A 24,728-nucleotide genomic window follows, 5' to 3' on the forward strand; every position below is an offset into this window, starting at 1 on the left:
CAGGGGTGCGGCACGGCGGGAGAGGCGAAGGCATGGTGGCGGACCCGTCAGACGGCGGCGGGCGCGATCCTTTCCGTGGCGGGGACCAGGGTGCGGCGGAGCCGGTTGAAGATCTTGGAGCGGTTCATGGCGAGGACCGCGGTGGGTACCCCGTCCTCCTTGTAGAGGGCCGCGAAGGAGCGGCTCTCGTAGCTGCCCTCGACGAGTTCGAGTTCGGCTCCGGGGTTCACGACTCCGGCGAGCTGGATCCGGACGTCGTACTGGTCGGACCAGAAGGAGGGCGGGGTGGCCCGGGGCACGGCGGACTCGCCGGTGAGCAGGGTGCGGGCCGCGGTGGCGGCCGAATCGGTGGCGTTCGACCAGTGCTCGATGCGGGCGTGCCGACCGGTGAAGGGGTGCGGGCGGCGGGCCACGTCGCCGACCGCGACGACGTTGGGGACGCTGGAGGCGCCGCCCGCGTCGCACACCACGCCGTTGTCCACCCACACACCGGAGTCGGCGAGCCAGTCGTCGACCGGCCGGGCCCCCACCCCGACGAGCACGATGTCCGCGGGCAGCAGCCGTCCGTCCGTGAGCCGCACGCCGGTGACCCGGCCGCCGCCGCTCTCCAGTTCCGCCACCCCGCTCCCGCACAGCAGGCGCACGCCGTGGTCGGTGTGGAGGGAGGCGCACAACCGGCCCATCTCGGCGCCCAGTTGGCGCTCCAGCGGGGTGTCCAGTGCCTCGACGACGGTGACGTCCAGGCCCAGGTGGTGCGCCGTGGCGGCGACCTCGGCTCCGATGAATCCGGCGCCGATGACGACCATCCGGGGCACTCCGCTGACCAGTTCGGTGCGCAGGCTCCGGGCGTCGTCCAGGGTGCGCAGGGTGTGCACGCCGGCGAGGCCCTCCGTGCCGGGCAGGCGGCGGGCGGTCGAGCCGGTGGCGACCACGACGCCGTCCGTCTCGATCCTGCGTCCGTTGCCGAGGATGACCGAGGTGTTGAAGCAGTCCAGGTGCACGGCGCGGTCGCCCAGCTCCCAGTGGATGTCGAGCGCTTCGTACTCCTCGGCGTCGCCGAGTTCGAGGGCGTCTGCCGTGACGTCGCCCTTGAGGTAGGCCTTGGACAGGGGCGGGCGGTCGTAGGGCCGGTGCAGTTCCTCCCCTACGACGGTGATCTCTCCCTCGAATCCCTCGGCGCGCAGCGAGCGGACGGCGCTGAGGCCGGCGAGCGAGGCTCCGACGACAGTGATGTGCTTCATGCGGGCTCCCCAACGGTGACGTGAAGCAGGACCTGGCCGTCCTTGACGGTGACGTGGTGGGTGCGGACGGGCGTCTTCGCGGGCGGGCAGGTCGGGCGGCCGTTGCGCAGGTCGAACGACGCCTCGTGCAGGGGGCATTCGACGAAGCAGCCCTCGAGGAAGCCGTCGGCCAGCGAGGCGTCCTGGTGGGTGCAGGTGTCGTCGATGGCGTACACCGTGCCGTCCGCGTTGAAGACCGCGACGGGGGCCGGCACGCCCTCGGTGACGCGGATGGACTCACCAGGCGGCAGATCTTCGATGCGGCACACCGGGATCATGGGGAACCTCCAGGAAACAAATGGACGGTCAATGGCCGTGCTGTGCGCCGAGCCTGGCCTGGAGCCAGGCGTGGAACTCTCCGATGTGGTGTTCGCTGGGGACGAGGACGCCGCCCTTGACATAGGCGCGCGAGCCCATCGCGGGCTGGGTGCGCTCGCAGGCGTCGAAGTCCTGCTGGTTGACGCGGTGGAACAGTTCGACGGAGCGCTCTATGTCCTTGCTGTCCGCGCCGCCGTCGACGACGTGCGGCAGGTACAGCCAGTCGCACTCGACGATCGTGCGGTCGTGGGCGATCGGGTACATCCGGTGCAGGATCACGTGGTCCGGGACCAGGTTGATGAACACCTGGGGCCGCACGGTGATCGCGTAGTAGCGGCGGTCCTGGTCCTCGGCGACCGAGGGGATGCGGTCGAGTCCTTCGGAGCCGTCGACGGTGAAGCCCTCCGCCTCCTCCGCGAACTCGGCGCCGTGCCCGACGAAGTACTGGGCGGCGAGGCCGTCCTTGAACTCCGGGAGGACTTCGGTGAGTTCGGGATGGATGGTGGCGCAGTGATAGCACTCCATGAAGTTCTCGATGACGAGCTTCCAGTTCGCCCGGACGTCGTACGTGATGCGGCGGCCGAGGTCGAGGTCCTCGATCGCGTAGTTCTCGATGGCGTCGGCGCCGCCGAGCCGCTCGCTGACCGCACCGATCACCTCGTCCTCGAAGGAGGGCGGCTGCTCGGCGAGGCACACCCAGACATATCCGAGCCATTCCCGTACGTGCACGTTGACCAGGCCGTATTCGGTGCGGTCGATGTCGGGCATGGAGGTCAGGTTCGGGGCGGCGATCAGTTTGCCGTCGAGGCCGTAGGTCCAGGCGTGGTACGGGCACTGGAAGTTCCGCCTGACCTCGCCGGACTCCTCCGTGCACAGCTTGGCGCCGCGGTGCCTGCAGATGTTGAGGAAGGCGCGGATCGAGCCGTCGCGGGAGCGCGAGACGAGGACGCTCTCCCGGCCCACCTGATGGGTGCGGAAGCTGCCCGGCTTGGTGAGGTCGGACGCCCGGCTCACGCAGAACCACATGGACTCGAAGACGTGCTCCTGCTCCCGCGCGAAGATCTGCGGGTCGGTGTAGTAGTCGCCGGGCAGCGTGGAGATCAGGCTCGGGGGCAGGCTCGTGGTGCTCATCATATGTCACCTCGGTAGATGTCGTGCGGACATGCGGCAGGTGCCGAAGCGATGGTGTTGTGTGTGGTGTGGGGCTCAGCCGGTCCCCGCGCTCACAGCGTCACCACTGAGCGCAGTACGTCGCCGCGACGCATGGCGTCGAAGGCGGACTCCACCTCGTCGAGGCCGATCTCCTCGCTGACGAACGCGCCGAGGTCGAAGCGGCCCTGGAGGTAGAGATCGATGAGGGCGGGGAAGTCGCGGGAGGGCAGGCAGTCCCCGTACCAGGAGGACTTGAGGGCGCCGCCGCGGCCGAAGACGTCGGCGAGCGGCAGTTCCAGCTTCATCTCCGGGGTGGGCACTCCGACGAGAACGACGGTGCCCGCCAAGTCGCGTGCGTAGAACGCCTGCTGGTAGGTCTCGGGGCGGCCGACCGCCTCGACGACGACGTCGGCGCCGAAGCCGTCGGTGAGGGAGCGCACGGCCTCGACGGGGTCGGTCCTGGAGGAGTCGACGGTGTCGGTGGCGCCGAACCGCTCGGCCTTCGCCAGCTTCCGCTGGTCGATGTCCACGGCGATGATGCGGGCGGCGCCGGCCACCTTCGCCCCGGCGATCGCCGCGATGCCCACGCCTCCGCAGCCGATGACGGCCACCGAGTCGCCCCGGCCGACGCCTCCGGTGTTGACCGCAGCACCGAAGCCCGCCATGACGCCGCAGCCGAGCAGGCCCGCGGCTGCGGCCGGGGCGGCCCGGTCGACCTTGGTGCACTGACCGGCGGCGACGAGGGTCTTCTCGGCGAAGGCGCCGATGCCGAGGGCCGGCGAGAGCGCCGTGCCGTCGAGGAGGGTCATGGGCTGCGTGGCGTTGCGCGTGTCGAAGCAGTACCAGGGCCGGCCGCGCCGACAGGACCGGCAACTGCCGCAGACCGCGCGCCAGTTGAGGATGACGAAGTCTCCGGGCGCCACGTCGGTGACCCCGTCGCCGACGGACTCGACGACGCCGGCGGCCTCGTGACCGAGCAGGAACGGGAACGCGTCGCCGATCCCGCCCTCCCGGTAGTGCAGATCGGTGTGGCAGACGCCGCAGGCCCGCACCTGCACCAGCGCCTCCCCCGGTCCGGGCTCCGGGACCAGGATCGTCTCCACGGAGACGGGGGCGCCCTGCTTGCGGGCGACCACTGCGCGAACCTCGTGAGTCACGGTTGAGCTCCTTGCTGCGGGGACGGCCGGGCACGGGGACCCGGCGAAGTCTGTTGAGGGAGGCAGAAGAGCCGTGAGGGAGCTTTTGAAGATCTGTTGAAGCACCGAACTCTGTTGCGCATGAAGAACCTTGACGCGTTCTACGCAACGCCCAAACTGTCGTCTCCGTCGACGGCGCGTGTCAAGAGGAATCTGAGAACTGTCCCGTCACACAGAAAACCCGTGCCCCGCACCGTTCGAGGACATCGCGCCAGCTGCGTCAACTACGTTGCTGCGCAAGGGTGTTGGACCGCGCTCCCGTCGCGGCGCACCCCGGGCCGAGAGCCCGCTCCGCGCCGGCGATCAGAACAAGCCAACCCACGACGTACAGGGGGCCAGGGGCGAAGGTCCGCTTCCGTATCGGCCTGCCGTCCGTCCGCGGACTGCGCCTATAGTCGCGCCATGAGAAAGCATGACGCAGACAGCGAGACGACGGGCTCGTCGAGCTCCGGAGTGCAGTCCGTCGACCGCGCCGTGAGCGTTCTCGAGATTCTCGCCCGGCGCGGGGAAGCGGGCGTCAGCGAGATCGCCGCGGAAATCGACGTGCACAAGTCGACGGCCTTCCGTCTGCTGGGCGCTTTGGAGGCACGCGACTTGGTCGAGCAGTCGGGCGACCGGGGGAAGTACCGGATCGGATTCGGGATCGTACGCCTGGCCAGTTCGGTCACCGACAACTTCGATGTGACCCAGCAGGCCCGCCCGTTCTGCGAGCAGCTCGCGGAGGAATTCGGCGAGGCCGTGAACATCGCGATACTGCAGGAACATTATGCGGTGAACGTCCTCCAGGTGCGCGGCCCGATGGCGGTGAGCACGCACAATTGGGTCGGCCAACTCACCCCGATGTACGCCACATCGAGCGGAAAGGTGCTCCTCGCTCATGTGCCGCAGGAGGAGCGCGCGGAAATGCTCGCGGCCTCCCACATGAAAAAGATGACACCGCACACCCTGACCGCCAAGGGAAAGCTCGAGAAGGATCTCGCGCAGACCCTTGAGCGCGGATATGCGGTGACTCTGGAGGAATTGGAGCTCGGGCTGCACGGCATGGCGGCGCCCATCAGAAATGCCCAGGGCGAGGTCATGGCCGCGATCAGCGCCTCGGGCCCCGCCTACCGGTTCACCGAGGAGCGGATGCACGAGCTCTCCCCCACGCTGTTGCGCAGCGCGCACGACATCAGCCGCAAGATGGGCTACCTGGACTGAGCGGGTACCTCCCCCTCCGCCGGTTCCATCCGGATGATCACGGCCTTGGACGTGGGGGTGTTGCTCTTCTCGGCGACGCTGTCCAGCGGCACGAGGACGTTCGTCTCCGGGTAGTAGGCCGCTGCGGAGCCCCGGGGCGTGGGATAGCCGACGACGCGGAACGCGGGTGCCCGGCGCTCGCTCCCGTCGGTCCACACGCTGATCAGGTCGACCAGGGCGCCCTCCGCGACGCCGAGTTCGGCGAGGTCCTCGGCGTTGGCCAGGACGACGCGTCGCGCCCCCTTGATGCCGCGGTAGCGGTCGTCCATCGCGTACGGGACGGTGTTCCACTGGTCGTGCGAGCGCAGCGTCTGCAGGATCAGGTGGCCGGGCGGGGCGGTGAGCCCGGTGAAGGTGTTCGCGGTGAAGACGGCGGTGCCGCTCGCTGTCTGGAAGACGCGCTTGTTGACGGGGTTGGGCAGGTTGAAGCCGCCCGGTTCCCGCACGCGCCGGTTGAAGTCGTCGAATCCCGGCACCACGTTCGCGATGTGCTCGCGGATCGTGTCGTAGTCGTTCTCGAAGGCCTGCCAGGCGATCCCGTGCTTGTCGCCGAGGGTCCTGCGGGCGAGGCGGCTGATGATGGACACCTCGCTGAGCAGCGCGGGTGAGGCCGGCGCGAGCCGGCCGCGGGTGGCGTGCACATCGCTCATCGAGTCCTCGACGGTCATGAACTGCTCACCGCCCGCCTGAAGGTCGCGGTCGCTGCGGCCCAGCGTGGGCAGGATCAGCGCGGTGTCGCCGCAGACGGCGTGCGAGCGATTCAGCTTCGTGGAGATCTGGACCGTCAACCGGCAATTGCGCAGGGCGCGTTCGGTGACATCGCTGTCCGGTGTGGCGCGGACGAAATTGCCCGCGACGCCCACGAACACCTGGGCCCGGCCGTCGCGCATGGCGCGGATCGCGTCGACGGCGTCGGCGCCGTGCCGGGTGGGCGGGGCGAAGTCGAACTCCTTCTCCAGGGCGTCGAGGAACGACTGCGGCATGCGCTCCCACACGCCCATGGTGCGGTCGCCCTGCACATTGCTGTGGCCGCGGACCGGGCAGACGCCGGCGCCCGGCCTGCCGATGTTTCCGCGCAGCAGCAGGAAGTTGACGACTTCGCGGATGGTGGGGACGCCGTGCTTGTGCTGCGTGAGGCCCATGGCCCAGCAGACGATGACGTTCTTGGCGCCGAGCACCCGCTGGTGGACCTCCTCGATCTCCTCGCGCGTCAGCCCGGTGGCCTTGAGGACCTCCGCCCAGTCCAGCCCGCGGATGTTGTCGGTGAAGACCTCGTAGCCGGAGGTGTGGGCGTCGATGAACTCGCGGTCCAGGACCGTGCCGGGCGCCTTGTCCTCGGCCTCCAGGAGCAGCAGGTTCAGCGCCTGGAACAGGGCGAGGTCGCCGCCCGGCCTGATCTGGAGGAACTGGTCGGCGATCTCGGTGCCCCGGCCGATGACGCCGCGCGCCTTCTGCGGGTGCTTGAAGCGCAGCAGCCCCGCCTCGGGCAGCGGGTTGACCGCGACGATCTTGCCGCCGCGCCGCTTGGTCTCCTCCAGGGCCGTGAGCATCCGGGGGTGGTTGGTGCCGGGGTTCTGGCCGACGACGAACACCAGGTCGCTGTTGTGCAGGTCATCGAGGCTGACGCTGCCCTTGCCGATGCCGAGCGTCTCGTTGAGGGCGGAGCCGCTGGACTCGTGGCACAGGTTGGAGCAGTCGGGCAGGTTGTTGGTGCCGTACGCCCGCGCGAAGAGCTGGAGCAGGAACGCGGGCTCGTTGGCGAGCCGGCCCGAGGTGTAGAAGAGCGCCTCGTCGGGACTGTCCAGGCCGTTCAGCTCGTCGGCGAGCAGGGCGAGCGCGCCGTCCCAGCCGATCGGCTCGTAGTGGTCGCTGCCCGGGTGCTTCACCATGGGCTCGGTCAGCCGGCCCTGCTGGTTGAGCCAGTAGTCGGAGGCCTGCGCCAGCTCGCTGACCGGGTGCTCGGCGAAGAACTCGCGGGTGACGCGGCGCGTGGTGGCCTCGTCGGCGATGTGCTTGGCGCCGTTCTCGCAGTACTCGTTGCGGTGCCGCTTGTCCGGCGCGCCCTCGGGCCAGGCGCAGCCGGGGCAGTCGATGCCGCCGTCCTGGTTGATGTTGAGCAGGGTCAGGGCGGTGCGCTTGGGCGAGGTCTGGCTGAGGGCGTACTGGAGCGCGTGCGCCACGGCCGGTGCCCCGGTGGCCCAGGTCTTGGGCTTGCTCAGGGAGAGATCCTCTTCGGGCTCTTCGACGGCGCGCACGCCCATCACCTCTGTGTTTCCGACTCGACGGGAGCCGGCACGCCCCCGTCGCCCAGCATTCGTCCGCGCTCGGCCCACGGTCAAAGCGGAAAGTCCGATCGTTGATAGGCAGCTACGATCATGGGCGGGCGTCGTCCACCGAAGTCGGCCGGAGAAGGAGTGGGACCGTGCTGCTGCGCCAACTCGAATACCTGGTCGCGCTCACCAACGCCGGCCACTTCGCGAAGGCCGCCGAGCAGTGCTACGTGTCGCAGCCGACGCTGTCCGAAGGCATCCGCAAGCTGGAGACGGAGCTGGGGGTGCCGCTGGTGCGGCGCGGCCGGCGCTTCGAGGGCCTTACGGCGGAGGGCGAACAGGTCGTCCTGTGGGCCCGGCGGATGCTCGCGGACCGGGACGCCATGGAATCGGGGCTCGCCGCGCTGCGCGAGGGGCTGAGCGGGGAGCTGCGGCTCGGCGCCGTGCCCACGGCGGTCGGCGCGGTCGCCCTGCTCACGCAGCCGTTCTGCGCGGCGAACCCGCACACCACGGTGAACGTCCAGGCCGATCTCCAGGGCGACGACATCGTGCGCCGGCTGCGCGCCTTCGAGCTGCACGGCGCAGTCTCGTACCACAGCCGGAGCCTGGATCTGCCGTTCGTGCCGCTGTACCGGGAGCGCTATGTGGTGCTCACCCAGGAGGATCCGGGCCGGACGGCGCAGGAGATCAGCTGGGCCGAGGCGGCCGCGCTGCCGCTGTGTCTGCTGCATCCGCGGATGCTGGGCCGTCGGGTCCTGGACGACGTGTTCGCGGAGCTGTCCCTGTCGGTGGCGCCCCGCGTGGAGACGGACTCGATCGCCTCGCTGATCGCGCATGTGCGCACCGGCCAGTGGTCGAGCATCATCCCGCACACCTGGCTGCACGTCTTCGGGATCCCGGCCGGGATGGAGGCCGTGCCGCTGATCGGCCCGCGGCGCAGCGCCCGGATCGGCCTGCTGCTGCCGCCGCGCGATCCGCTGTCGGTGATGGAGCAGGCCCTCGCGGACCTGGCCCGGGCGTCGCGGATGCACACGGTCCTGGACGTGCTGCCGGGCTGAGACCCGGCCGCCGCGACTGACCGCTTCGACCGGCCGGTTACCGGCTTGTTTTGCTCCTTCGGACACCATTGACGCGCCCCTGAGGCGCTGGCTACCGTGACGACGACCCGTCACTGATATATCAGAGCGTCAACAGTCGGTTTTCAAGGAGTCCTCATGACCCCCGACGCACGCGACCTGGCCGCCGCCGACCCGGACGTGGCCGCCGCCCTCGACGCGGAGCTGTCCCGGCAGCGCGACACCCTGGAGATGATCGCCAGCGAGAACTTCGCCCCGCTCGCCGTCATGCAGGCACAGGGCTCGGTCCTGACCAACAAGTACGCCGAGGGGTACCCGGGCCGCCGCTACTACGGCGGCTGCGAACACGCCGACGTCATCGAGCAGTTGGCCATCGACCGGGTCAAGGAGCTGTTCGGCGCCGAGGCCGCGAACGTGCAGCCGCACTCGGGGGCGCAGGCCAACGCCGCCGCGATGGCTGCGCTGCTCAAGCCGGGCGACACCATCCTCGGCCTCGACCTCGCGCACGGCGGCCACCTCACCCACGGCATGCGCATCAACTTCTCGGGCCGCCTCTACAACGTGGTCGCGTACCACGTGTACGCGGACGACCACCGTGTCGACATGGCGGAGGTCGCCCGCCTCGCCCGTGAGCACCGGCCGAAGCTGATCATCGCGGGCTGGTCGGCGTACCCCCGGCAGCTGGACTTCGCGGAGTTCCGGCGGATCGCCGACGAGGTCGGCGCGTATCTGATGGTCGACATGGCGCACTTCGCGGGCCTGGTCGCCGCGGGCCTGCACCCCTCGCCCGTGCCGCACGCCCACATCGTCACGACGACCACGCACAAGACGCTGGGCGGCCCGCGCGGTGGCGTGATCCTGTCGAAGGCCGAGCTCGCCAAGAAGATCAACTCGGCGGTCTTCCCCGGCCAGCAGGGCGGCCCCCTTGAGCATGTGATCGCGGCGAAGGCCGTGGCGTTCAAGCTGGCCGCCGAGCCGGAGTTCACCGACCGGCAGCGCCGCACCCTGGAGGGCTCCCGCATCCTGGCCGAGCGGCTGCTGCGCGAGGACGCCGCGGCCGCCGGGATCGACGTCCTCACCAGGGGTACGGACGTTCACCTGGTCCTCGTCGACCTGCGCGCCTCCGATCTCGACGGGCAGCAGGCCGAGGACCGGCTGCACCGCATCGGGATCACCGTGAACCGCAACGCGGTGCCCAACGACCCGCGCCCGCCGATGGTCTCCTCCGGTGTCCGGATCGGCACCCCGGCGCTCGCCGCGCGCGGCTTCGGGGCCGCGGAGTTCACCGAGGTCGCCGACATCGTCGCCACCGCGTTCCTGCCCGGGTTCGACCACGAGACGACCACCGGCCTGCGCAAGCGCGTCACCGCGCTCACCGAGCGCTTCCCCCTCTACCCCACCCTCGCAGCCACCACCCAGGAAGAAGGAGGCCGGCGATGACCAGCGCCCCCGGCGACGCCCTGCCCGACCACCCCGACTTCCTGTGGCGCAACGCCGACCCGAAGAAGTCCTACGACGTCGTGATCGTGGGCGGCGGCGGACACGGACTGGCGACCGCGTACTACCTCGCCAAGAACCACGGCATCACGAACATCGCCGTCCTGGAGAAGGGGTGGCTCGCGGGCGGCAACATGGCCCGCAACACCACCATCATCCGCTCCAATTACCTGTGGGACGAGAGCTCCGGCATCTACGAGAGCTCGCTCAAGCTGTGGGAGACGCTGGAGCAGGATCTCGACTACCCGATCCTGTTCAGCCAGCGCGGCGTCCTCAACCTCGCGCACAACCTCCAGGACGTCCGCGACAGCAAGCGCCGGGTGTACGCGAACCAGCTCAATGGCATCGACGCCGAGTGGCTGGAGCCCGACGAGGTCGCCAAGGTGTGTCCGATCGTCAACACCAGCCCGGACGTGCGTTATCCGGTGCACGGCGCCACGTACCAGCCTCGCGCGGGCATCGCCAAGCACGACTACGTGGCCTGGGGCTTCGCCCGCCGCTGCGACGCGTACGGCATCGACCTCATCCAGAACTGCGAGGTCACCGGCATCGACGCCAGTGGGGGCCGGGTCACCGGCGTGCAGACGACCCGGGGACGGATCGCCGCCGGAAAGGTCGCACTGGCGGCCGCCGGACACACCTCGGTGCTTGCCCAGATGGTCGGCCTGCGGCTGCCGCTGCAGAGCCACCCTCTCCAGGCCCTCGTCTCCGAGCTGCTCGAACCCGTGCACCCGACCGTCGTGATGTCCAACGCGGTGCACGTGTACGTCTCGCAGGCGCACAAGGGCGAACTCGTCATGGGCGCCGGCATCGACAGCTACAACGGGTACGGGCAGCGCGGCGCCTTCCACATCATCGAGCGGCAGATGGCGGCGGCCCTGGAACTCTTCCCGGTGTTCGCGCGGGCCCACATGCTGCGCACCTGGGGCGGCATCGTCGACACCACCCCGGACGCGTCCCCCATCGTCGGACTCACACCCGTCGAGGACCTGTACCTCAACTGCGGCTGGGGCACCGGCGGCTTCAAGGCGACACCGGGCGTCGGCTGGGCGTACGCGCACACCATCGCGACCGGCGAACCGCATCACACCAACGCGCCGTTCACCCTCGACCGGTTCACGACCGGCGCCCTCGTCGACGAGCACGGCGCCGCCGCCGTCGCACACTGAGCCCCTTCCTAGGAGAGATCCATGCAGCTCATCCCCTGCCCCTGGTGCGGGCCGCGCGAGGAGACCGAGTTCCACTACGGCGGCCAGGCGCACGTCGAGCACCCCGCCGACCCGCACGCGCTCGACGACGAGCAGTGGGCCCAGTACATGTTCTTCCGCGACAACCCCAAGGGGCCCTTCGCCGAGCGGTGGGCGCACGCGGCGGGCTGCCGCCGCTGGTTCAACGCCGTGCGCGACACCGTGAGTTACGAGTTCCTGACCGTGTACCCGGTGGGTTCCCCGAACCCGCTCGGCACCTGCACGCGAGAGCGCCAGGAGGCGACCGCATGACCGCCCGCCCGTCGCCCACCGCCACCCTTCCAAGGAATGAGCTGCGCTCATGAGCACCCATTTCCGCGCCCCCGACGCGCACGGCCGCATCGACCGCTCCACCACGCTGGACTTCGTCTTCGACGGCACGGACTACACCGGGCACCCCGGGGACACCCTCGCGTCCGCGCTGCTCGCGAACGGTGTGCACCGGGTGGCGACGAGCATCAAGTACGGCCGGCCGCGCGGCATTCTGGCCGCCGGCGTCGAGGAGCCGAACGCGCTGGTCCAGATCGAGGCGCCGTTCCCCGAGCCGATGCTCACGGCCACGACGGTCGAGCTCTACGACGGCCTGGTGGCACGCGGGCTCGGCGGCCAGGGGCGGCTCGCCGCGGAGGCCGATCCCGCCCGCTACGACGCGCGGCACCTGCACGCCGAGCTGCTGATCGTCGGCGCGGGCCCGGCGGGCCTCGCGGCGGCGCTCGCCGCGGCCGACGCGGGGGTCCGGGTCGTCCTCGTCGACAGCGCGCCGGAGCTCGGCGGCAGCCTGCTCGGCACGCAGGAGACCATCGACGGCCGGCCCGCGCAGGAGTGGGTGGACTCGGTGACGCGCCGGCTCACGGCGTCCGGGAACGTGACCGTCCTGACCCGCACCACCGCCTTCGGCCACTACGACGACAACCTCGTCCTCGCCCTGGAGAAGCGCACCGACCACCTAGGTGCGGCGGCCCCGAGCCACGTGTCCCGCCAGCGGGTGTGGCGCATCCGGGCCGAGCAGGTCGTGCACGCGACCGGCGCCACCGAGCGGCCGATCGCCTTCGACGACAACGACCGCCCCGGCATCATGCTGGCCTCCGCGGCCCGTACGTACCTCAACCGCTACGGCGTCCTCGCCGGGCGCCGAGCCGCCGTCTTCACGACGAACGACTCCGCGTACGACGCGGTGCTCGAACTCGCCGACGTGGGCGTGGAGTTCGCCGCCGTGGTCGACGCGCGGACGACCGTGCCCGAGCGGCTCGCCGGGGCGCTGGCCGAGCGCGGCATCCCGCTCCATCGCGACCACGTCGTCACCGGCACCAGCGGTGTCGAGCGCCTCTCCCGCGTACACATCGCCGAGCGTGCGGCGGACGGCGCCCGGCGGCACGGCGTCGACTGCGACGTGCTGCTCGTCTCCGGCGGCTGGAACCCGGCCGTGGCCCTGTTCAGCCAGGCGCGCGGAAAGCTGCGCTACGACGCGGAACTCGCCACCTTCGTGCCCACCGGGGCCCTTTCGACCGTACGCACGGCGGGCGCCGCGGACGGTCTTCGCACGCTCGGCGAGTGCCTCGGCAGCGGTATTGCCGCGACGGCCACGGCCCTCGACGCGCTCGGCGCGACGGCCGCGCCCATCGGTGTCCCCGCCGCGGCCACGGAACTCCCCTCCCCCGCCGCGGTGTTGTGGCGCGTGCCCAGCCCGCAGGACGGCACGGACGGCACGGCGCAGTTCGTCGACCTGCAGCGCGACGCGCTGGTCGGCGACGTGTTCCGGGCGACCCGCGCCGGACTCCGCTCCGTCGAGCACGTCAAGCGGTACACCACGATCGGCACCGCGCACGACCAGGGCCGGACGTCCGGGATCCTCACCTCGGGCATCGTCGCCGAGGGGCTCGGCACGGACATCGCCGAGCTGGGCACCACCAGCTTCCGGCCGCCCGTGCAGCCGATCGCGTTCGCGGCGTTCGCAGGCCGCAACCGGGGCGAGCTGTTCGACCCGGTGCGGGTGACCGCGCTGCACGCCTGGCACGAGCGGCACGGTGCGCTGTTCGAGGACGTCGGCCAGTGGAAGCGGCCCTGGTACTACCCGCTGCCCTGCGAGACGATGGACGACGCGGTGCAGCGCGAGTGCCGCGCGGCGCGCAACGGCGTGGCCATGATGGACGGTTCGACGCTCGGCAAGATCAGCGTGCAGGGCCCCGACGCGGGCGAGCTGCTCAACCGGCTCTACACGAACATGATGGCCACGCTGAAGCCCGGCCGGATCCGCTACGGCGTCATGTGCGGCGTCGACGGCATGGCCATCGACGACGGCACGGTCATCCGCGTCTCGGAGGACGAGTTCCTCGTCACGACCACCACGGGCAATGCCGCGAAGGTCCTGGAATGGATGGAGGAGTGGCTCCAGACCGAGTGGCCCGAGCTGCGCGTCCACCTCACCTCGGTGACCGAGCACTGGGCGACGATCCCGCTCGTGGGCCCGCGCTCGCGCGAGGTGCTCGCCGCGGTCGTCGGTGACGACCTGGACGTCTCCAACGAGGCGTTCCCGTTCATGAGTTGGCGCGACACCGTGATCGCCGGTGTCGAGGCCAGGGTGTGCCGGATCAGCTTCTCCGGCGAGCTCGCCTACGAGGTCAACGTCCCGGCCTGGTACGGGACACACGTCTGGGAGGCGCTGTACGCCGCCGGACAGCCGCTCGGCCTCACCCCGTACGGCACCGAGACCATGCACGTGCTGCGCGCCGAGAAGGCGTACCCGATCATCGGGCAGGACACCGACGGGACAGTCACCCCGCAGGACCTCGGCATGAACTGGGTGATCTCCAAGAAGAAGCCGGACTTCGTCGGCAAGCGCTCCTTCGCCCGGCCCGAGAACCAGCGCGCCGACCGCAAGCAGCTGGTCGCGCTGCTGCCCACCGACGAGCGCACGCTGCTCCCGGAGGGGGCGCAGATCATCGCCACCGAGTCGGTGCCCGCGCCACCCGTCCCGATGCTCGGCCATGTCACCTCCAGCTACCGCAGCGACGCCCTCCAGCGCACCTTCGCCCTGGCGCTGGTGCGCTCCGGCACCGCCCGCGTCGGCAAGACCCTCTACGTCCCGCTCGACGGTGCCACCGTGCCGGTGACCGTCGCCGAACCCGTCCTCTTCGACAAGGAGGGAGCCCGCCGTGACGGCTGACACCCACACCCCCGTACGCAACAGTCCGCTCGTCGACTGGGACCCGAGCCTCCCTGACGGCCTGAGCGCCCGTGAACTCCCGTTCCTGACCCAGCTCACCCTCCGCGTGACACCCGGCAGCACGGCGGCCACCGCCGTCGAGGGGTACCTCGGGTACGCGCTGCCCGGCGCCTGCCGGGCCCACCTGGACGCGGAGGTCAAGGCGCTCTGGCTGGGCCCCGACGAGTGGCTCCTGGTGGCGCCCGCCGGGCAGGCCGAGGCGCTGACGGCCGGGCTGCGGTCGGCGATCGGCGAGGAGTTCGCCACCGTCACCGACACCTCGGCGCAGCGAACGGTGCTCGCCCTGTCCGGGCCCCTGCTGCCGGAGGTCCTGGCGCAGGGCTGCGCCATCGACCTCGCGCCCGACAAGGCCGAGGCCGGTGCCTGCCACACCACGCTGCTCGCGCAGGCCGGTGTCACCCTGGTCGTCCGTGAGGAGGGGCCGGGGGCCGTCTGGCTGCTGGTCAGGTCGTCGTTCGCCGGGTACCTCGCGGCGTGGCTGGCCGACGCGTGCACCGAGTACTGCACCGAGTCTGCCGGGGCCACTTGATGAGCATCAGCGTCTTCGACCTGTTCAAGGTCGGCATCGGTCCGTCGAGTTCGCACACGGTCGGCCCGATGCGCGCGGCGCACACCTTCGCCCACGCACTGGAGCGGGACGGGCTGCTGTCCCGTACCCGGCGGGTCCGCGCCGAGCTGTTCGGCTCGCTCGGCGCCACCGGGCACGGGCACGGCAGCGTCAAGGCCGTCCTGCTCGGCCTGGAGGGCCATGCCCCCGAGACCGTGAATCCGGGCCTGGCGGACCCGGCCGTGGACCGGGTGCGGGAGACGGGCCTGCTACGTCTCCTTGACAAGCAGCCCGTCCCCTGCGCCCTCGACACCGACATCGTGCTCCACCGGAACAAGCGCCTGGAGTTCCACTCCAACGCGATGACGTTCGAGGCGTGGGGCGCGGACGGGGCGGGTCTGTCCCGTCGTACGTACTACTCGGTCGGCGGCGGCTTCGTCCTAGACGAGGACGAGGCGCACGGCCCGCGGATCGCGCCCGACCGCACCTCGGTGCGCTACCCGTTCACCACCGCCGAGGAACTGCTCGCCCACACCCGCGCCACCGGCCTCCCGATCAGCTCGGTCATGCTGGCCAACGAGCTGTCCTGGCGCAGCGAGGAGGGGGTGCGGGCCGGACTGCTGCACATCTGGTCCGTCATGCAGGAGTGCGTGCGGACCGGTTGCGCGGCGCAGGGCACGCTGCCCGGCGGCCTGAAACTGCGTCGTCGGGCGGCCGGGTCGCCACCGCGCCGACCAACGGCGCGGCGGGCATCATCCCGGCGGTGCTGCACTACGTGGAGCGGTTCCTGCGCGGTGCCGACGCCGACGCGATCGTGCGCTTCCTGCTCACCGCGGGCGCGGTCGGCGTCCTGTTCAAGGAGAACGCCTCGATCTCCGGGGCCGAGGTGGGCTGCCAGGGCGAGGTCGAATCGGCGTGCTCGATGGCGGCGGCCGGGCTCGCCGAGGTCCTCGGTGGCACCCCGGAGCAGGTGGAGAACGCCGCCGAGATCGGCATCGAGCACAACCTCGGCCTGACCTGCGATCCGGTGGGCGGCCTGGTGCAGATCCCGTGCATCGAACGCAATGCCGTCGCCGCGCTCAAAGCGATCACGGCCGCACGGATGGCCGTGCACGGCGACGGCCGGCACCACGTCAGTCTCGACAAGGCCATCAAGACGATGCGCGAGACGGGCGCCGACATGAAGGACAAGTACAAGGAGACCGCACGCGGAGGCCTCGCCCTCAACGTCGTCGAATGCTGAGGAGACACCTGTCGTGACCACCACACGCAGCGCACGCACCGCAGTCAACCAGCACATCCTCACCCTCAACTGCCCGCAGCGGCCCGGCATCGTGCACGCCGTCACCTCCTTCCTTGTCGGCGAGGGCTGCGACATCACCGAGCACCAGCAGTTCGACGACACCGACACCGGCACCGTCTTCCTGCGGACGAGTTTCACCGCACCCGCCGGGACGGGCCACGCGAAGCTGGAGGAGCGCTTCGCCGCCACCGCCGAGGCGTACGCGATGGACTGGCGGCTGCGCGACGCCGCGACCAAGCCCCGGGTCCTCGTCATGGTGTCGAAGTTCGACCACTGCCTCGCCGACCTGCTGTACCGATGGCGCAGCGGCACCCTCGACGGTGACATCGCGCTCGTCGTGTCCAACCACGCCGACCTGCGCGAGCAGGTGGAGCAGGCGGGTGTGGAGTTCGTGCACGTGCCGGTCACCCGTGACACCAAGGCGGCGGCCGAGGAGCGGCTCCTTCGCCTGGTGGACGAGCACGCCATCGACCTGGTGGTACTCGCCCGGTACATGCAGATCCTCTCGGACGACCTGTGCAAAGCCCTTGAGGGGCGGGCCATCAACATCCACCACTCGTTCCTGCCGAGCTTCGCCGGTGCCAAGCCGTACCACCAGGCACACCAGCGGGGCGTCAAGCTGGTCGGCGCGACCGCCCACTACGTCACCGCCGATCTGGACGAGGGGCCGATCATCGAGCAGGAGGTGATCCGCGTGGACCACCGCCAGAGCGCCCAGGAACTCGTGCTCGTCGGCCGAGACGCCGAACGGCTGGCGCTGGCCCGCGCGGTCAACTGGCACTGCCAGAGCCGCGTCCTGCTGCACGGAAACCGCACGGTCATCTTCAACTGAGCCCGTTCACCTGGCCCCGTCGACTGAGCCCGTTCAACTGGCCCCGTTCACCTGGCTCCGTCGACTGAGCCCGTTCAACCAAGCGCGGCAGAAGGGCAGTTCCCCCGTGACCACCCTCGTCAAGCTCGACGGCGCGAGAGCCGCCGCCGACATCAAGACCGAACTGGCCGCCCGTGTCGCCGCGTTGAGAGCGCGCGGCGTGACACCGGGCCTTGGCACGATCCTCGTCGGGGGCCACCCCGGCAGCCACGTCTACGTAGCGGGCAAGCACCGGGACTGCGCCGAGGTCGGCATCGAGTCCCAGCGCATCGAGCTGCCCGCGGACGCCACCCAGGCCGACGTCGAGGCGGCGGTCCTCACCCTCAACGCCGACCCGGCCTGCACGGGCTTCATCGTCCAACTCCCGCTGCCCGCACACCTCGACACGCACGCCGTCCTCGAACTCATCGACCCGGCCAAGGACGCCGACGGCCTGCACCCCACCAACCTGGGCCGCCTCGTCCTCGGCACCCCGGGCCCGCTGCCCTGCACTCCGCGCGGCATCATCGAACTGCTGCGCCTGAGCGACGTGCCCATCACCGGAGCCACCTTCTGCGTCATCGGCTGCGGCATCACGGTCGGGCGCCCGCTCGGCCTGATGCTGACCCGCAGCAGCGAGCACGCCACCGTGACCATGTGCCACGAGCGCACGCGGGACATCGCGGCGCACGCCCGCGCGGCCGACGTGGTGGTCGCGGCCGCCGGCTCGGCCCACCTGGTCCGCCCCGACTGGATCAGCCCCGGCGCCACGGTCCTCTCCGTGGGCATCACCCGCACCATCGAGGGCGTCCTCGGCGACGTCCATCCCGACGTCGCCGGGGTGGCGGGCCGGATGGCACCGACGATCGGCGGGGTCGGTCCGATGACGCGGGCGATGCTGCTGACGAACGTGGTGGAGTCGACGGAGCGTGAGGCGGCGCGCCTGGACGTCACGTAGCACTGGGGGCGTGCACGGCGGCGCCGCCGAGGACGGTGGGCGTGGGCCGCAGCCCGGGGCCAGCTCGTCCGCCGGCGAGCGGGCGGGCCCGCGACGGTGCGGACCTTGATCCCGGTCCGCGTCACACGCCTCCGCCCGCGCAGGGGACGAAGGGCCCTGCCGACGCCAGGGAGGTCAGGGGGACTTGGTGGAACTCGGGGAGCCCTCCCCCGCCTCCTGCCGAGGCACCGCCGTCGACCCCGCACCCACCGCGGTCCCGTCCTCCGCCCGCTTCGGAATGAGGAACAACGCCCCCATCGACAGCACACAACAGCCCACGATGTAGAGGCTGATGCCGGTGCTGGACCCGGTGTCCTCCAGGATGGCGGCGGCGATCAGCGGGGCGGGGCCGCCGGCGATGACCGAGGCGAGTTGGTAACCGAGCCCCGCGCCGCTGTAGCGGACGTTGGCGCCGAAGCCCTCGGCGATGAGCGCGGCCTGGGGCCCGTACTGCATGTCGTGGAAGACCAGGGACAGCACGATGGCGAGCAGCACGAGCCCCGGGGTCTTCGTGTCGAGCAGGGCGAAGTACGGGAACGCGAAGGCGCCCACGCACACGATGCCGATGCCGTACACCAGCCGGCGCCCGTAGCGGTCGGAGAGATGCCCGAAGACGGGGATGGTGACCAGGCCGATGGCGGCGGCGACGAGCGTGTCGTCCAGGAGATCGCCACGGGCGAGGCCGAGATGGGAGGTCCCGTATGTCAGGACGAAGGTGATGAAGAGGTAGAACGGGGCCTGCTCGGAGAGCCGGACGAACGCCGCGGCGATCACCTCGCGCCACTGATACCGCAGCACGTCCCACAACGGCATCCGCACGACGGCCTCTTTCCTCTTCACGGCGGTGAAGTCAGGGCTCTCCAGAACCTTGAGACGCACATACAGGCCGATGACGACGAGCACCCCGCTCGCCAGGAACGGCACGCGCCAGCCCCAGCTCTCGAACCCGTCGCCGGAGGCGGAGCTCAGCCACTTCACCATGCCGGTGGAGATCAGCAGCCCGAGCGGCACCCCCATCTGCGGCCAACTGGCCATCAGCCCACGGCGTTTCTTCGACCCCCACTCCATGGACAGCAGCACGGACCCACCCCACTCGCCGCCCACCCCGATGCCCTGGAAGACGCGGAGCACCACGAGGAGGATGGGCGCGGCCAGCCCGATGGACGAGTACGTGGGCAGACACCCGATCAGGACGGTACTCACACCCATCAGCAGCAGCGTGATGACAAGCGTGGACTTCCGGCCCACTCGGTCACCGAAGTGCCCGAAGATCGCGGCACCGAGGGGCCGGGCGGCGAACCCGACGAACTGGGTGGCGAAGGAGGCGAGCACGCCGGTGTACTCGGACTGGCCGGGAAAGAACAGATGCGGGAAGACGAGCGCCGCGGCCGTCCCGTAGAGAAAGAAGTCGTACCACTCGATGGCGGTCCCGACCGTACTGGCGACGACCGCCCGATTCCGGTGCCCGCGCACGACGGACCGCCCCGCCCCTGACCCTGCGTCCTGCGTCGCCACGACGCCTCCCTGCCCTGCCATCGGTCGAGCCACGGTGCACGGGAACGAAAACCTCCGCGAGAGTGCCCCTCGGTCGCGTCCATGTCAATAAATCGCGCGGTGTTCAACTATCGGGTGGACGTCTTTCGTTGTGACCGGCCTCCACCGGCCTCCATTCGTCGGCAGCCGCACAACTTGCCCCCGCCCTCCAAATAAGGCCACTATTTGCACGCCAGGTTCACCGTTTGTCCACACATGTCGACGGCGAGCGAGGGGGGTTCCTCGTGCCTGGGGTGATCGGTGGGGAGGCCGAATGTACGAGATGGTGAAGGGTGCGAACGTCGGGCTCGGCGGGCTGGTCGACGGGGAGGTCGACTCGGTGACCGTCGGACTGGGCTGGGTCAGCCCGACCGGCGAGGGGGACGCCGACGTCTCCGTGCTGCTGCTGGACGACAACGGCAAGGTCCGCACCGACGCGGACTTCTACTTCTACAACAACTCCTCTGCGCCGGACGGGAGTGTGCAGTTGCTCGGCAAGGCACCGATGGGAGAAGGCAGCGAGGACCGGATCAGTTTCGACCTGAGCGCGCTTCCGGGCGATGTCACCACGGTGCTCATCGCGGCGAGCCGCTACGAGTCAGCCCGGTTCGACGAACTCGAGGCCCTGCAACTGACATTGAGCGACGGGGCGGGGGAGTCGCTGCTGCGCTTCGCGATCGACGACGTGGGCCCGGTGAGCGCGCTGATCTTCGGCGAGATCTACCGGCGCGCGGGCGAGTGGAAGTTCCGCGCCGTGGGGCAAGGCTACGAAACGGGCTTCGCGGCTCTCGCGTCGGACCACGGCGTGGACATCGACGACGACGCGGCCGCCGAGGCCACCGAGCCCGAACCACTCGTCCAGGAGGAGACGACAGAGCTGGTCCAGCCTCCGGTCGTCGATCCGCCTCAACCCGATGCGGAACCGTCCCCCGCCCCCGAGGCGGTTCCCGCCCCTGCGGTCCCCGCACAACGAGCCGCACGCCCGCGTACCTCGAAGAAGAAGGTCACCCTCCCCAGAACGCCCAAGAAATCCCTCGCGGAAAACGACTCGTGGGCAGGAGCCCGCCTCTTCCCGGTGTCCGCGCTGAAGAGCGACAGGGACCGGGAGACCCGCGCCACGTCGGTGCTGCTGGCCGTCATGGCACAGGTGCCGGAGTTCGGACGTCGGCTGACCGCCGGCTTCGGCGCCCACGCCGGACGCATGGAGACCTTCACCGAGGTGTCCCTGCCGCACGGCGAGGCGCCCCGTCGGCCCGACGGAGTCATCCGGGTGGAGCGGGCCGGGAAGCTCTGGACGGCGCTCGTCGAGACCAAAACCAACGGCAACCCCCTCAAGGCGGAGCAGGTACAGGCCTACGCCGACATCGCGGCCCGCAGGGGCTACGAAGCCGTCATCACCCTGTCCAACGACGTGGCCCTCGAAGGCAGCCCGTTGGTCGAAGTGAAGATCGACCGGCGGCGCAAGAACACGGTGGGCCTCTGGCATCTGTCGTGGGCCGAAGTCGCCCACCAGGCCCAGATGCTGCTGCGACACGAAGGGCTCGGCAATCCCGCACACGCCTGGCTCCTGGAGGAGCTTCTGCACTACCTGCGCCACGAGAACTCGGGCTGCCACGGCTTCCACAACATGGGCCCAGCCTGGGTGCCCGTGCGCAACGGGATCCAGGACGAGACCCTGTGCCAGGGCGACCCACGGGCCCTCGAGGCCGTCGAAAGCTGGGAGCGGCTCGTACGCCAGGTGTCGCTGGGCCTCGGCGGCGAACTGGGGCGGAAGGTTCTCCCCGTGCAACGAGCACGGCGCGGTACCGATCCGGTGGCCCGCCGCACCCGCATGGCCGACGAACTGTGCCGCGACGGCAGACTCAGCGCCGAGTTGCGCATCGACCAGACGCCCGGAGTCCTCGCCGTCACCGCCGACCTGCGCACGTACAAGATCCGCACGTCGATCGACATCGCTCCCCCGGCACAGGGCTATCCGCTGTCCTGGGCCAAGCGGATCGTCAGGGAACTCGGCGAGGCACCGGCGGACCTGCACATTGAGACCCTGGTCGACGGGGACGGCGGAGGGCCGCGGGGAACCTTGGAACGCCTGCGCCCCGAGCCCGGTGACCTGCTGCCCGGCGGAGGCGTGAAGATCACCGGATTCCGACTCTCGCTGTTCAAGGGCATGGGAACGCAGCGAGGGAACACGGAAGCCGGATTCATCCGCAGCGTCGACGAAGCGGTCCACAAGTTCCACGCGTCCGTGGTGACCCACCTCGATCGGATGCAGAGCAAGCGGCGTACGACGCCCAGGCCGGCCGCCGACGAAGGGTAGGGCGTACGCCGCACAATGGACCCGTGCCCCACGTCCCGGTCTCCCGTCACCTGCTCCGTGCCCGTGATCTCGCGGATGCGCGGTATGCCGAGGGGCTCACGGTGGGGGATCTGGCCGGGGCCGCCGGGTTGTCGGCCGCGCATTTCAGTCGCCGGTTCAAGGCCGCGTTCGGGGAGTCGCCGCATCAGTATCTGTTGACCCGGCGGCTCGAGCGGGCCGCCGATTGGTTGCTGGCGACCGACTGGACCGTGGCCGATGTCGGGGTCGCGGTGGGGCTACGCGGGATCGGGTCGTTCACGACGAGTTTTCGGCGGATGTACGGGGTGACTCCGCAGGCGTACCGGGACGCACATCCGCCCGCGGCGCGGCATGTGCACATCCCCCGGTGCGTCGCGATGGCGTACGGACGTCAGCGGAACCGCACGTATCGAGAAGACAGCGCCTGAGCGGGTGCCTAGCGTCGGTGTCGGGGCACATCGTGCCCCGCAGCGGAACGTCCGACGAGTGAGGCGCGAGGATCGACATGCCGACCACCACCAAGATCGCCAATGCGCAGTTCTGGGTGCACGACCAGGACGAGGCGCTCGATTTCTACACGCGGAAGCTGGGCTGGGAGGTCCGGGCCGACGTGACGATGGAGGCCTGGGCCTTCCGGTGGCTGTGTGTCGGGCCGCCCGGTGGCACGGGTCCCGCGCTCGTGCTCATGCCAGTGCCCGGGCCGCCGATGCTCGACGAGAAGGACAGCGTCCAGCTGTCGGAGCTGGTGGCCAAGGGGGCCGGAGGGACGCTGTTCCTGGAGACCGACGACTGCAAGGCCGCCTACGACGAGCTGTCCGCGCGGGGCGTCGCCTTCAACGACCCGCCGACCTCGCAGCCGTACGGCATCGACACCTCGTTCCGGGACCCCTCGGGCAACAACATCCGGTTGACGCAGGTACTCGCATTCGATCCCGGACGCAGCTGACCGCGCCCGGCGTCCCGGCCGTCACGAGGCCCTGACCGCGCCGGTCCGCCCACCGTCCTGCGCGTGCTCCGCACGGGCCGCCTCCAGCAGGTTGCGCCAGGACGTGACGGTGGGGCGCCTGCGCAGCAGGGCCCGCCGTTCGCGTTCCGTGGCGCCGCCCCAGACGCCGTACTCGATGCGTTCGTCCAGGGCGTGCGCCAGGCACTCGGTCCTGACCACGCACGTGTCGCAGAACCGCTTGGCGTGGGACTGCGCCGCGCCCTCCACGAACAGTTCCTCGGGGTCCGTGGTCCTGCACTCCGCCTTGTCCCACCACGAGTTGAAGATGTCCGTCACCGTCTGCTCCTTGCTCCTGGCAAATTCGGTCCGTCACAGGTGCGATTCGCGACCGTACGCCATAGATCCTCAACAGGCAGCCCATGACCAGGAGTTGAACGGTGAGTCACCAAGGTTTCGGGCCGTCAGGCGAGCCCCGCCACCGCGTCACCGAGCCTGCGGACCGCCTCGTCGACCGTGGCGCGCGGACAGCCCAGGTTCACTCTCATGTAGCCGTGGCCCTCGGCCCCGAACTTCTGCCCGCGGTCCAGCCACAGTCGCGCCTCGGTGAGCATGAACCCGTCCAGCGCCGCCGCGTCCATCCCGAGACCCCGGCAGTCCATCCACGCCAGGTAGAGGGCGTCCGCGGGCAGCACGCGCAGCTTCGAGGTGGCGGCGTGGACCGCCTTCGCGAAGTGTTCGTGGTTGCCGCGCAGATAGCCGAGCAGCTCCTCGAGCCACGGCTCCCCGTGCGTGTACGCCGCCTCGGCAGCGACCATCCCCAACACGTTGACCAGCGGGAACACATTGCGCTCGTACTGACGGGCGAAGTCCTCGCGCAGTCGGCGATCCGGGATCAGGATGTTCGCGCACTGCATTCCGGGAAGGTTGAACGTCTTGCTCGGCGCCGTGCACGTGATGCTCGTACGGGCGAACTCCGGGCCGAGGGAGGCGAACGGGACGTGGGTCCTGTCCGGGTTGAGGACCAGGTCCTGATGGATCTCGTCGGAGACGACCAGGACACCGCGCCGGGCGCAGATCTCGCCCATGGCGCGCAGCTCGTCCTCGGACCACACGTTGCCGGTGGGGTTGTGGGGGTGGCTGAGGATGAACAGCTTGGTGTCGGGGCGGATGGCGTCCTCGAAGGTGCGGGCGTTGAACCGGTAGCCGTCGTCGGTGCGTTCCAGCGGTGCGTGCGCGAGGTGCCGGCCGTTGAGGCGTACGTCCTCGTGGAAGTGGACGTAGACGGGCGGCTGGATCAGGACGGAGTCGCCCGGCGAGGAGAAGGCCTGGACGACGGTCTTGAGGGACGTGATGACGCCGGCCGTCGGCACCACCCAGTCGCGCGAGATCTCCCAACCGAAGCGCCTGGCCTGCCAGTTGAGCACGGCGTCGAGGTAAGCCTCGGTCGCGCCGCCGGGATAGCCGAGCACACCGTGGTCGACGGCGTCGTGCAGCGCGTCGAGAACCGCTTGCGGGGCCTTGAAGTCGGTGTCGGCGACCCACATGGGCAGGGGGTGCGCCGCGGCCTCGTCAGGGGCCAGGAGGGAGTCGGCGAAGGTCCACTTCATGGAGTTCGAGCGCGTGCGGTCGACGACGGTGTCGAAGAGCGAAGCGCTTTCGGTTGCCGGGCCTGAACCTGAAGTCGTCTCGGATGCCATGCCTGGATGCTAGATCCGGCCT

Annotated in this window: 20 protein-coding genes and 1 pseudogene; 13 read left to right on the forward strand and 8 right to left on the reverse strand. The window is 70.3% G+C overall.

Going from position 1 to position 24,728, the window contains the following annotated elements; translation table 11 throughout:
• Window positions 1–47: 47 nt before the first annotated feature.
• The 4 genes from ACIA8D_RS29665 to ACIA8D_RS29680 form a co-directional block, all read right to left on the reverse strand.
• On the reverse strand, window positions 48–1,241 hold the full coding sequence (locus tag ACIA8D_RS29665; RefSeq protein WP_399237048.1) for an NAD(P)/FAD-dependent oxidoreductase: 1,194 nt from the start codon (window positions 1,239–1,241) through the stop codon (window positions 48–50).
• Window positions 1,238–1,558, reverse strand: coding sequence for a bifunctional 3-phenylpropionate/cinnamic acid dioxygenase ferredoxin subunit (locus tag ACIA8D_RS29670; RefSeq protein WP_385757308.1), 321 nt, complete (start codon window positions 1,556–1,558; stop codon window positions 1,238–1,240). Before ACIA8D_RS29670 ends, ACIA8D_RS29665 begins: the two co-directional genes overlap by 4 nt.
• Window positions 1,559–1,586: 28 nt before the next feature.
• Window positions 1,587–2,729 (reverse strand): aromatic ring-hydroxylating dioxygenase subunit alpha, encoded by a 1,143-nt coding sequence (locus ACIA8D_RS29675; RefSeq protein WP_399237051.1) that lies wholly within the window; start codon window positions 2,727–2,729, stop codon window positions 1,587–1,589.
• A gap of 92 nt (window positions 2,730–2,821) precedes the next feature.
• A complete protein-coding gene (locus ACIA8D_RS29680; RefSeq protein ID WP_399237053.1) occupies window positions 2,822–3,907 on the reverse strand; it encodes an S-(hydroxymethyl)mycothiol dehydrogenase in 1,086 nt (361 codons plus the stop codon).
• A gap of 441 nt (window positions 3,908–4,348) precedes the next feature.
• Here ACIA8D_RS29680 and ACIA8D_RS29685 point away from each other — a divergent pair, with 441 nt between their 5' ends.
• Window positions 4,349–5,146, forward strand: coding sequence for an IclR family transcriptional regulator (locus tag ACIA8D_RS29685; RefSeq protein WP_399237055.1), 798 nt, complete (start codon window positions 4,349–4,351; stop codon window positions 5,144–5,146).
• On the opposite strand, the gene ACIA8D_RS29690 is transcribed toward ACIA8D_RS29685, so the two are convergent.
• Window positions 5,134–7,446, reverse strand: coding sequence for an FdhF/YdeP family oxidoreductase (locus tag ACIA8D_RS29690; protein WP_399237057.1), 2,313 nt, complete (start codon window positions 7,444–7,446; stop codon window positions 5,134–5,136). The two genes, ACIA8D_RS29685 and ACIA8D_RS29690, sit on opposite strands and share 13 nt — an antisense overlap.
• A 161-nt stretch (window positions 7,447–7,607) precedes the next feature.
• On the opposite strand from ACIA8D_RS29690, the gene ACIA8D_RS29695 reads away from it, so the two are divergent.
• The 9 genes and pseudogenes from ACIA8D_RS29695 (at window position 7,608) to ACIA8D_RS29735 (ending at window position 18,156) form a co-directional block, all read left to right on the forward strand.
• Window positions 7,608–8,513, forward strand: coding sequence for a LysR family transcriptional regulator (locus ACIA8D_RS29695; RefSeq protein ID WP_399237059.1), 906 nt, complete (start codon window positions 7,608–7,610; stop codon window positions 8,511–8,513).
• 156 nt (window positions 8,514–8,669) lie between these two features.
• Window positions 8,670–9,971 (forward strand): serine hydroxymethyltransferase, encoded by a 1,302-nt coding sequence (gene glyA, locus ACIA8D_RS29700; RefSeq protein ID WP_399237062.1) that lies wholly within the window; start codon window positions 8,670–8,672, stop codon window positions 9,969–9,971.
• Window positions 9,968–11,197: a sarcosine oxidase subunit beta family protein gene (locus ACIA8D_RS29705; protein ID WP_399237063.1), complete on the forward strand. Its 1,230-nt coding sequence runs from the start codon at window positions 9,968–9,970 to the stop codon at window positions 11,195–11,197. The genes glyA and ACIA8D_RS29705 overlap by 4 nt, the downstream gene beginning before the upstream one ends.
• 21 nt (window positions 11,198–11,218) lie before the next feature.
• On the forward strand, window positions 11,219–11,527 hold the full coding sequence (locus tag ACIA8D_RS29710) for a sarcosine oxidase subunit delta (RefSeq protein WP_399237065.1): 309 nt from the start codon (window positions 11,219–11,221) through the stop codon (window positions 11,525–11,527).
• A gap of 49 nt (window positions 11,528–11,576) precedes the next feature.
• The gene (locus ACIA8D_RS29715) at window positions 11,577–14,438 is read left to right on the forward strand and encodes a 2Fe-2S iron-sulfur cluster-binding protein (protein WP_399237067.1); all 2,862 of its coding nucleotides are present in this window, start codon (window positions 11,577–11,579) and stop codon (window positions 14,436–14,438) included.
• Entirely contained in the window at window positions 14,428–15,027 is a 600-nt protein-coding gene (locus ACIA8D_RS29720; RefSeq protein ID WP_399237069.1) for a sarcosine oxidase subunit gamma, read from the forward strand. Before ACIA8D_RS29715 ends, ACIA8D_RS29720 begins: the two co-directional genes overlap by 11 nt.
• Window positions 15,027–16,288: pseudogene (locus ACIA8D_RS29725) on the forward strand (L-serine ammonia-lyase, iron-sulfur-dependent, subunit alpha). The gene ACIA8D_RS29720 and the pseudogene ACIA8D_RS29725 overlap by 1 nt, the downstream one beginning before the upstream one ends.
• 13 nt (window positions 16,289–16,301) lie before the next feature.
• A complete protein-coding gene (purU, locus tag ACIA8D_RS29730) occupies window positions 16,302–17,180 on the forward strand; it encodes a formyltetrahydrofolate deformylase (protein WP_399237071.1) in 879 nt (292 codons plus the stop codon).
• A 106-nt stretch (window positions 17,181–17,286) separates the two neighbouring features.
• A complete protein-coding gene (locus tag ACIA8D_RS29735) occupies window positions 17,287–18,156 on the forward strand; it encodes a bifunctional methylenetetrahydrofolate dehydrogenase/methenyltetrahydrofolate cyclohydrolase (protein WP_399237073.1) in 870 nt (289 codons plus the stop codon).
• Between the two features lie 174 nt (window positions 18,157–18,330).
• On the opposite strand, the gene ACIA8D_RS29740 is transcribed toward ACIA8D_RS29735, so the two are convergent.
• Complete coding sequence (locus tag ACIA8D_RS29740; protein WP_399237075.1) at window positions 18,331–19,710, reverse strand: MFS transporter; 1,380 nt, start codon at window positions 19,708–19,710, stop codon at window positions 18,331–18,333.
• A 292-nt stretch (window positions 19,711–20,002) separates the two neighbouring features.
• On the opposite strand from ACIA8D_RS29740, the gene ACIA8D_RS29745 reads away from it, so the two are divergent.
• The 3 genes from ACIA8D_RS29745 (at window position 20,003) to ACIA8D_RS29755 (ending at window position 23,009) form a co-directional block, all read left to right on the forward strand.
• Window positions 20,003–22,045 (forward strand): TerD family protein, encoded by a 2,043-nt coding sequence (locus ACIA8D_RS29745; protein WP_399237077.1) that lies wholly within the window; start codon window positions 20,003–20,005, stop codon window positions 22,043–22,045.
• 23 nt (window positions 22,046–22,068) lie between these two features.
• Entirely contained in the window at window positions 22,069–22,491 is a 423-nt protein-coding gene (locus ACIA8D_RS29750; protein ID WP_399237079.1) for a helix-turn-helix domain-containing protein, read from the forward strand.
• Between the two features lie 77 nt (window positions 22,492–22,568).
• Entirely contained in the window at window positions 22,569–23,009 is a 441-nt protein-coding gene (locus ACIA8D_RS29755; protein ID WP_399237081.1) for a VOC family protein, read from the forward strand.
• 21 nt (window positions 23,010–23,030) lie between these two features.
• Here the strand turns inward: ACIA8D_RS29755 and ACIA8D_RS29760 are convergent, their stop codons facing one another.
• Window positions 23,031–23,336, reverse strand: coding sequence for a WhiB family transcriptional regulator (locus ACIA8D_RS29760; protein WP_399237099.1), 306 nt, complete (start codon window positions 23,334–23,336; stop codon window positions 23,031–23,033).
• 134 nt (window positions 23,337–23,470) lie between these two features.
• Window positions 23,471–24,706: a MalY/PatB family protein gene (locus ACIA8D_RS29765; RefSeq protein ID WP_399237083.1), complete on the reverse strand. Its 1,236-nt coding sequence runs from the start codon at window positions 24,704–24,706 to the stop codon at window positions 23,471–23,473.
• Window positions 24,707–24,728 lie beyond the last annotated feature (22 nt).

The sequence above is a fragment of the Streptomyces sp. NPDC051684 genome, assembly GCF_044453445.1.
Classification (GTDB): Bacteria; Actinomycetota; Actinomycetes; order Streptomycetales; family Streptomycetaceae; genus Streptomyces.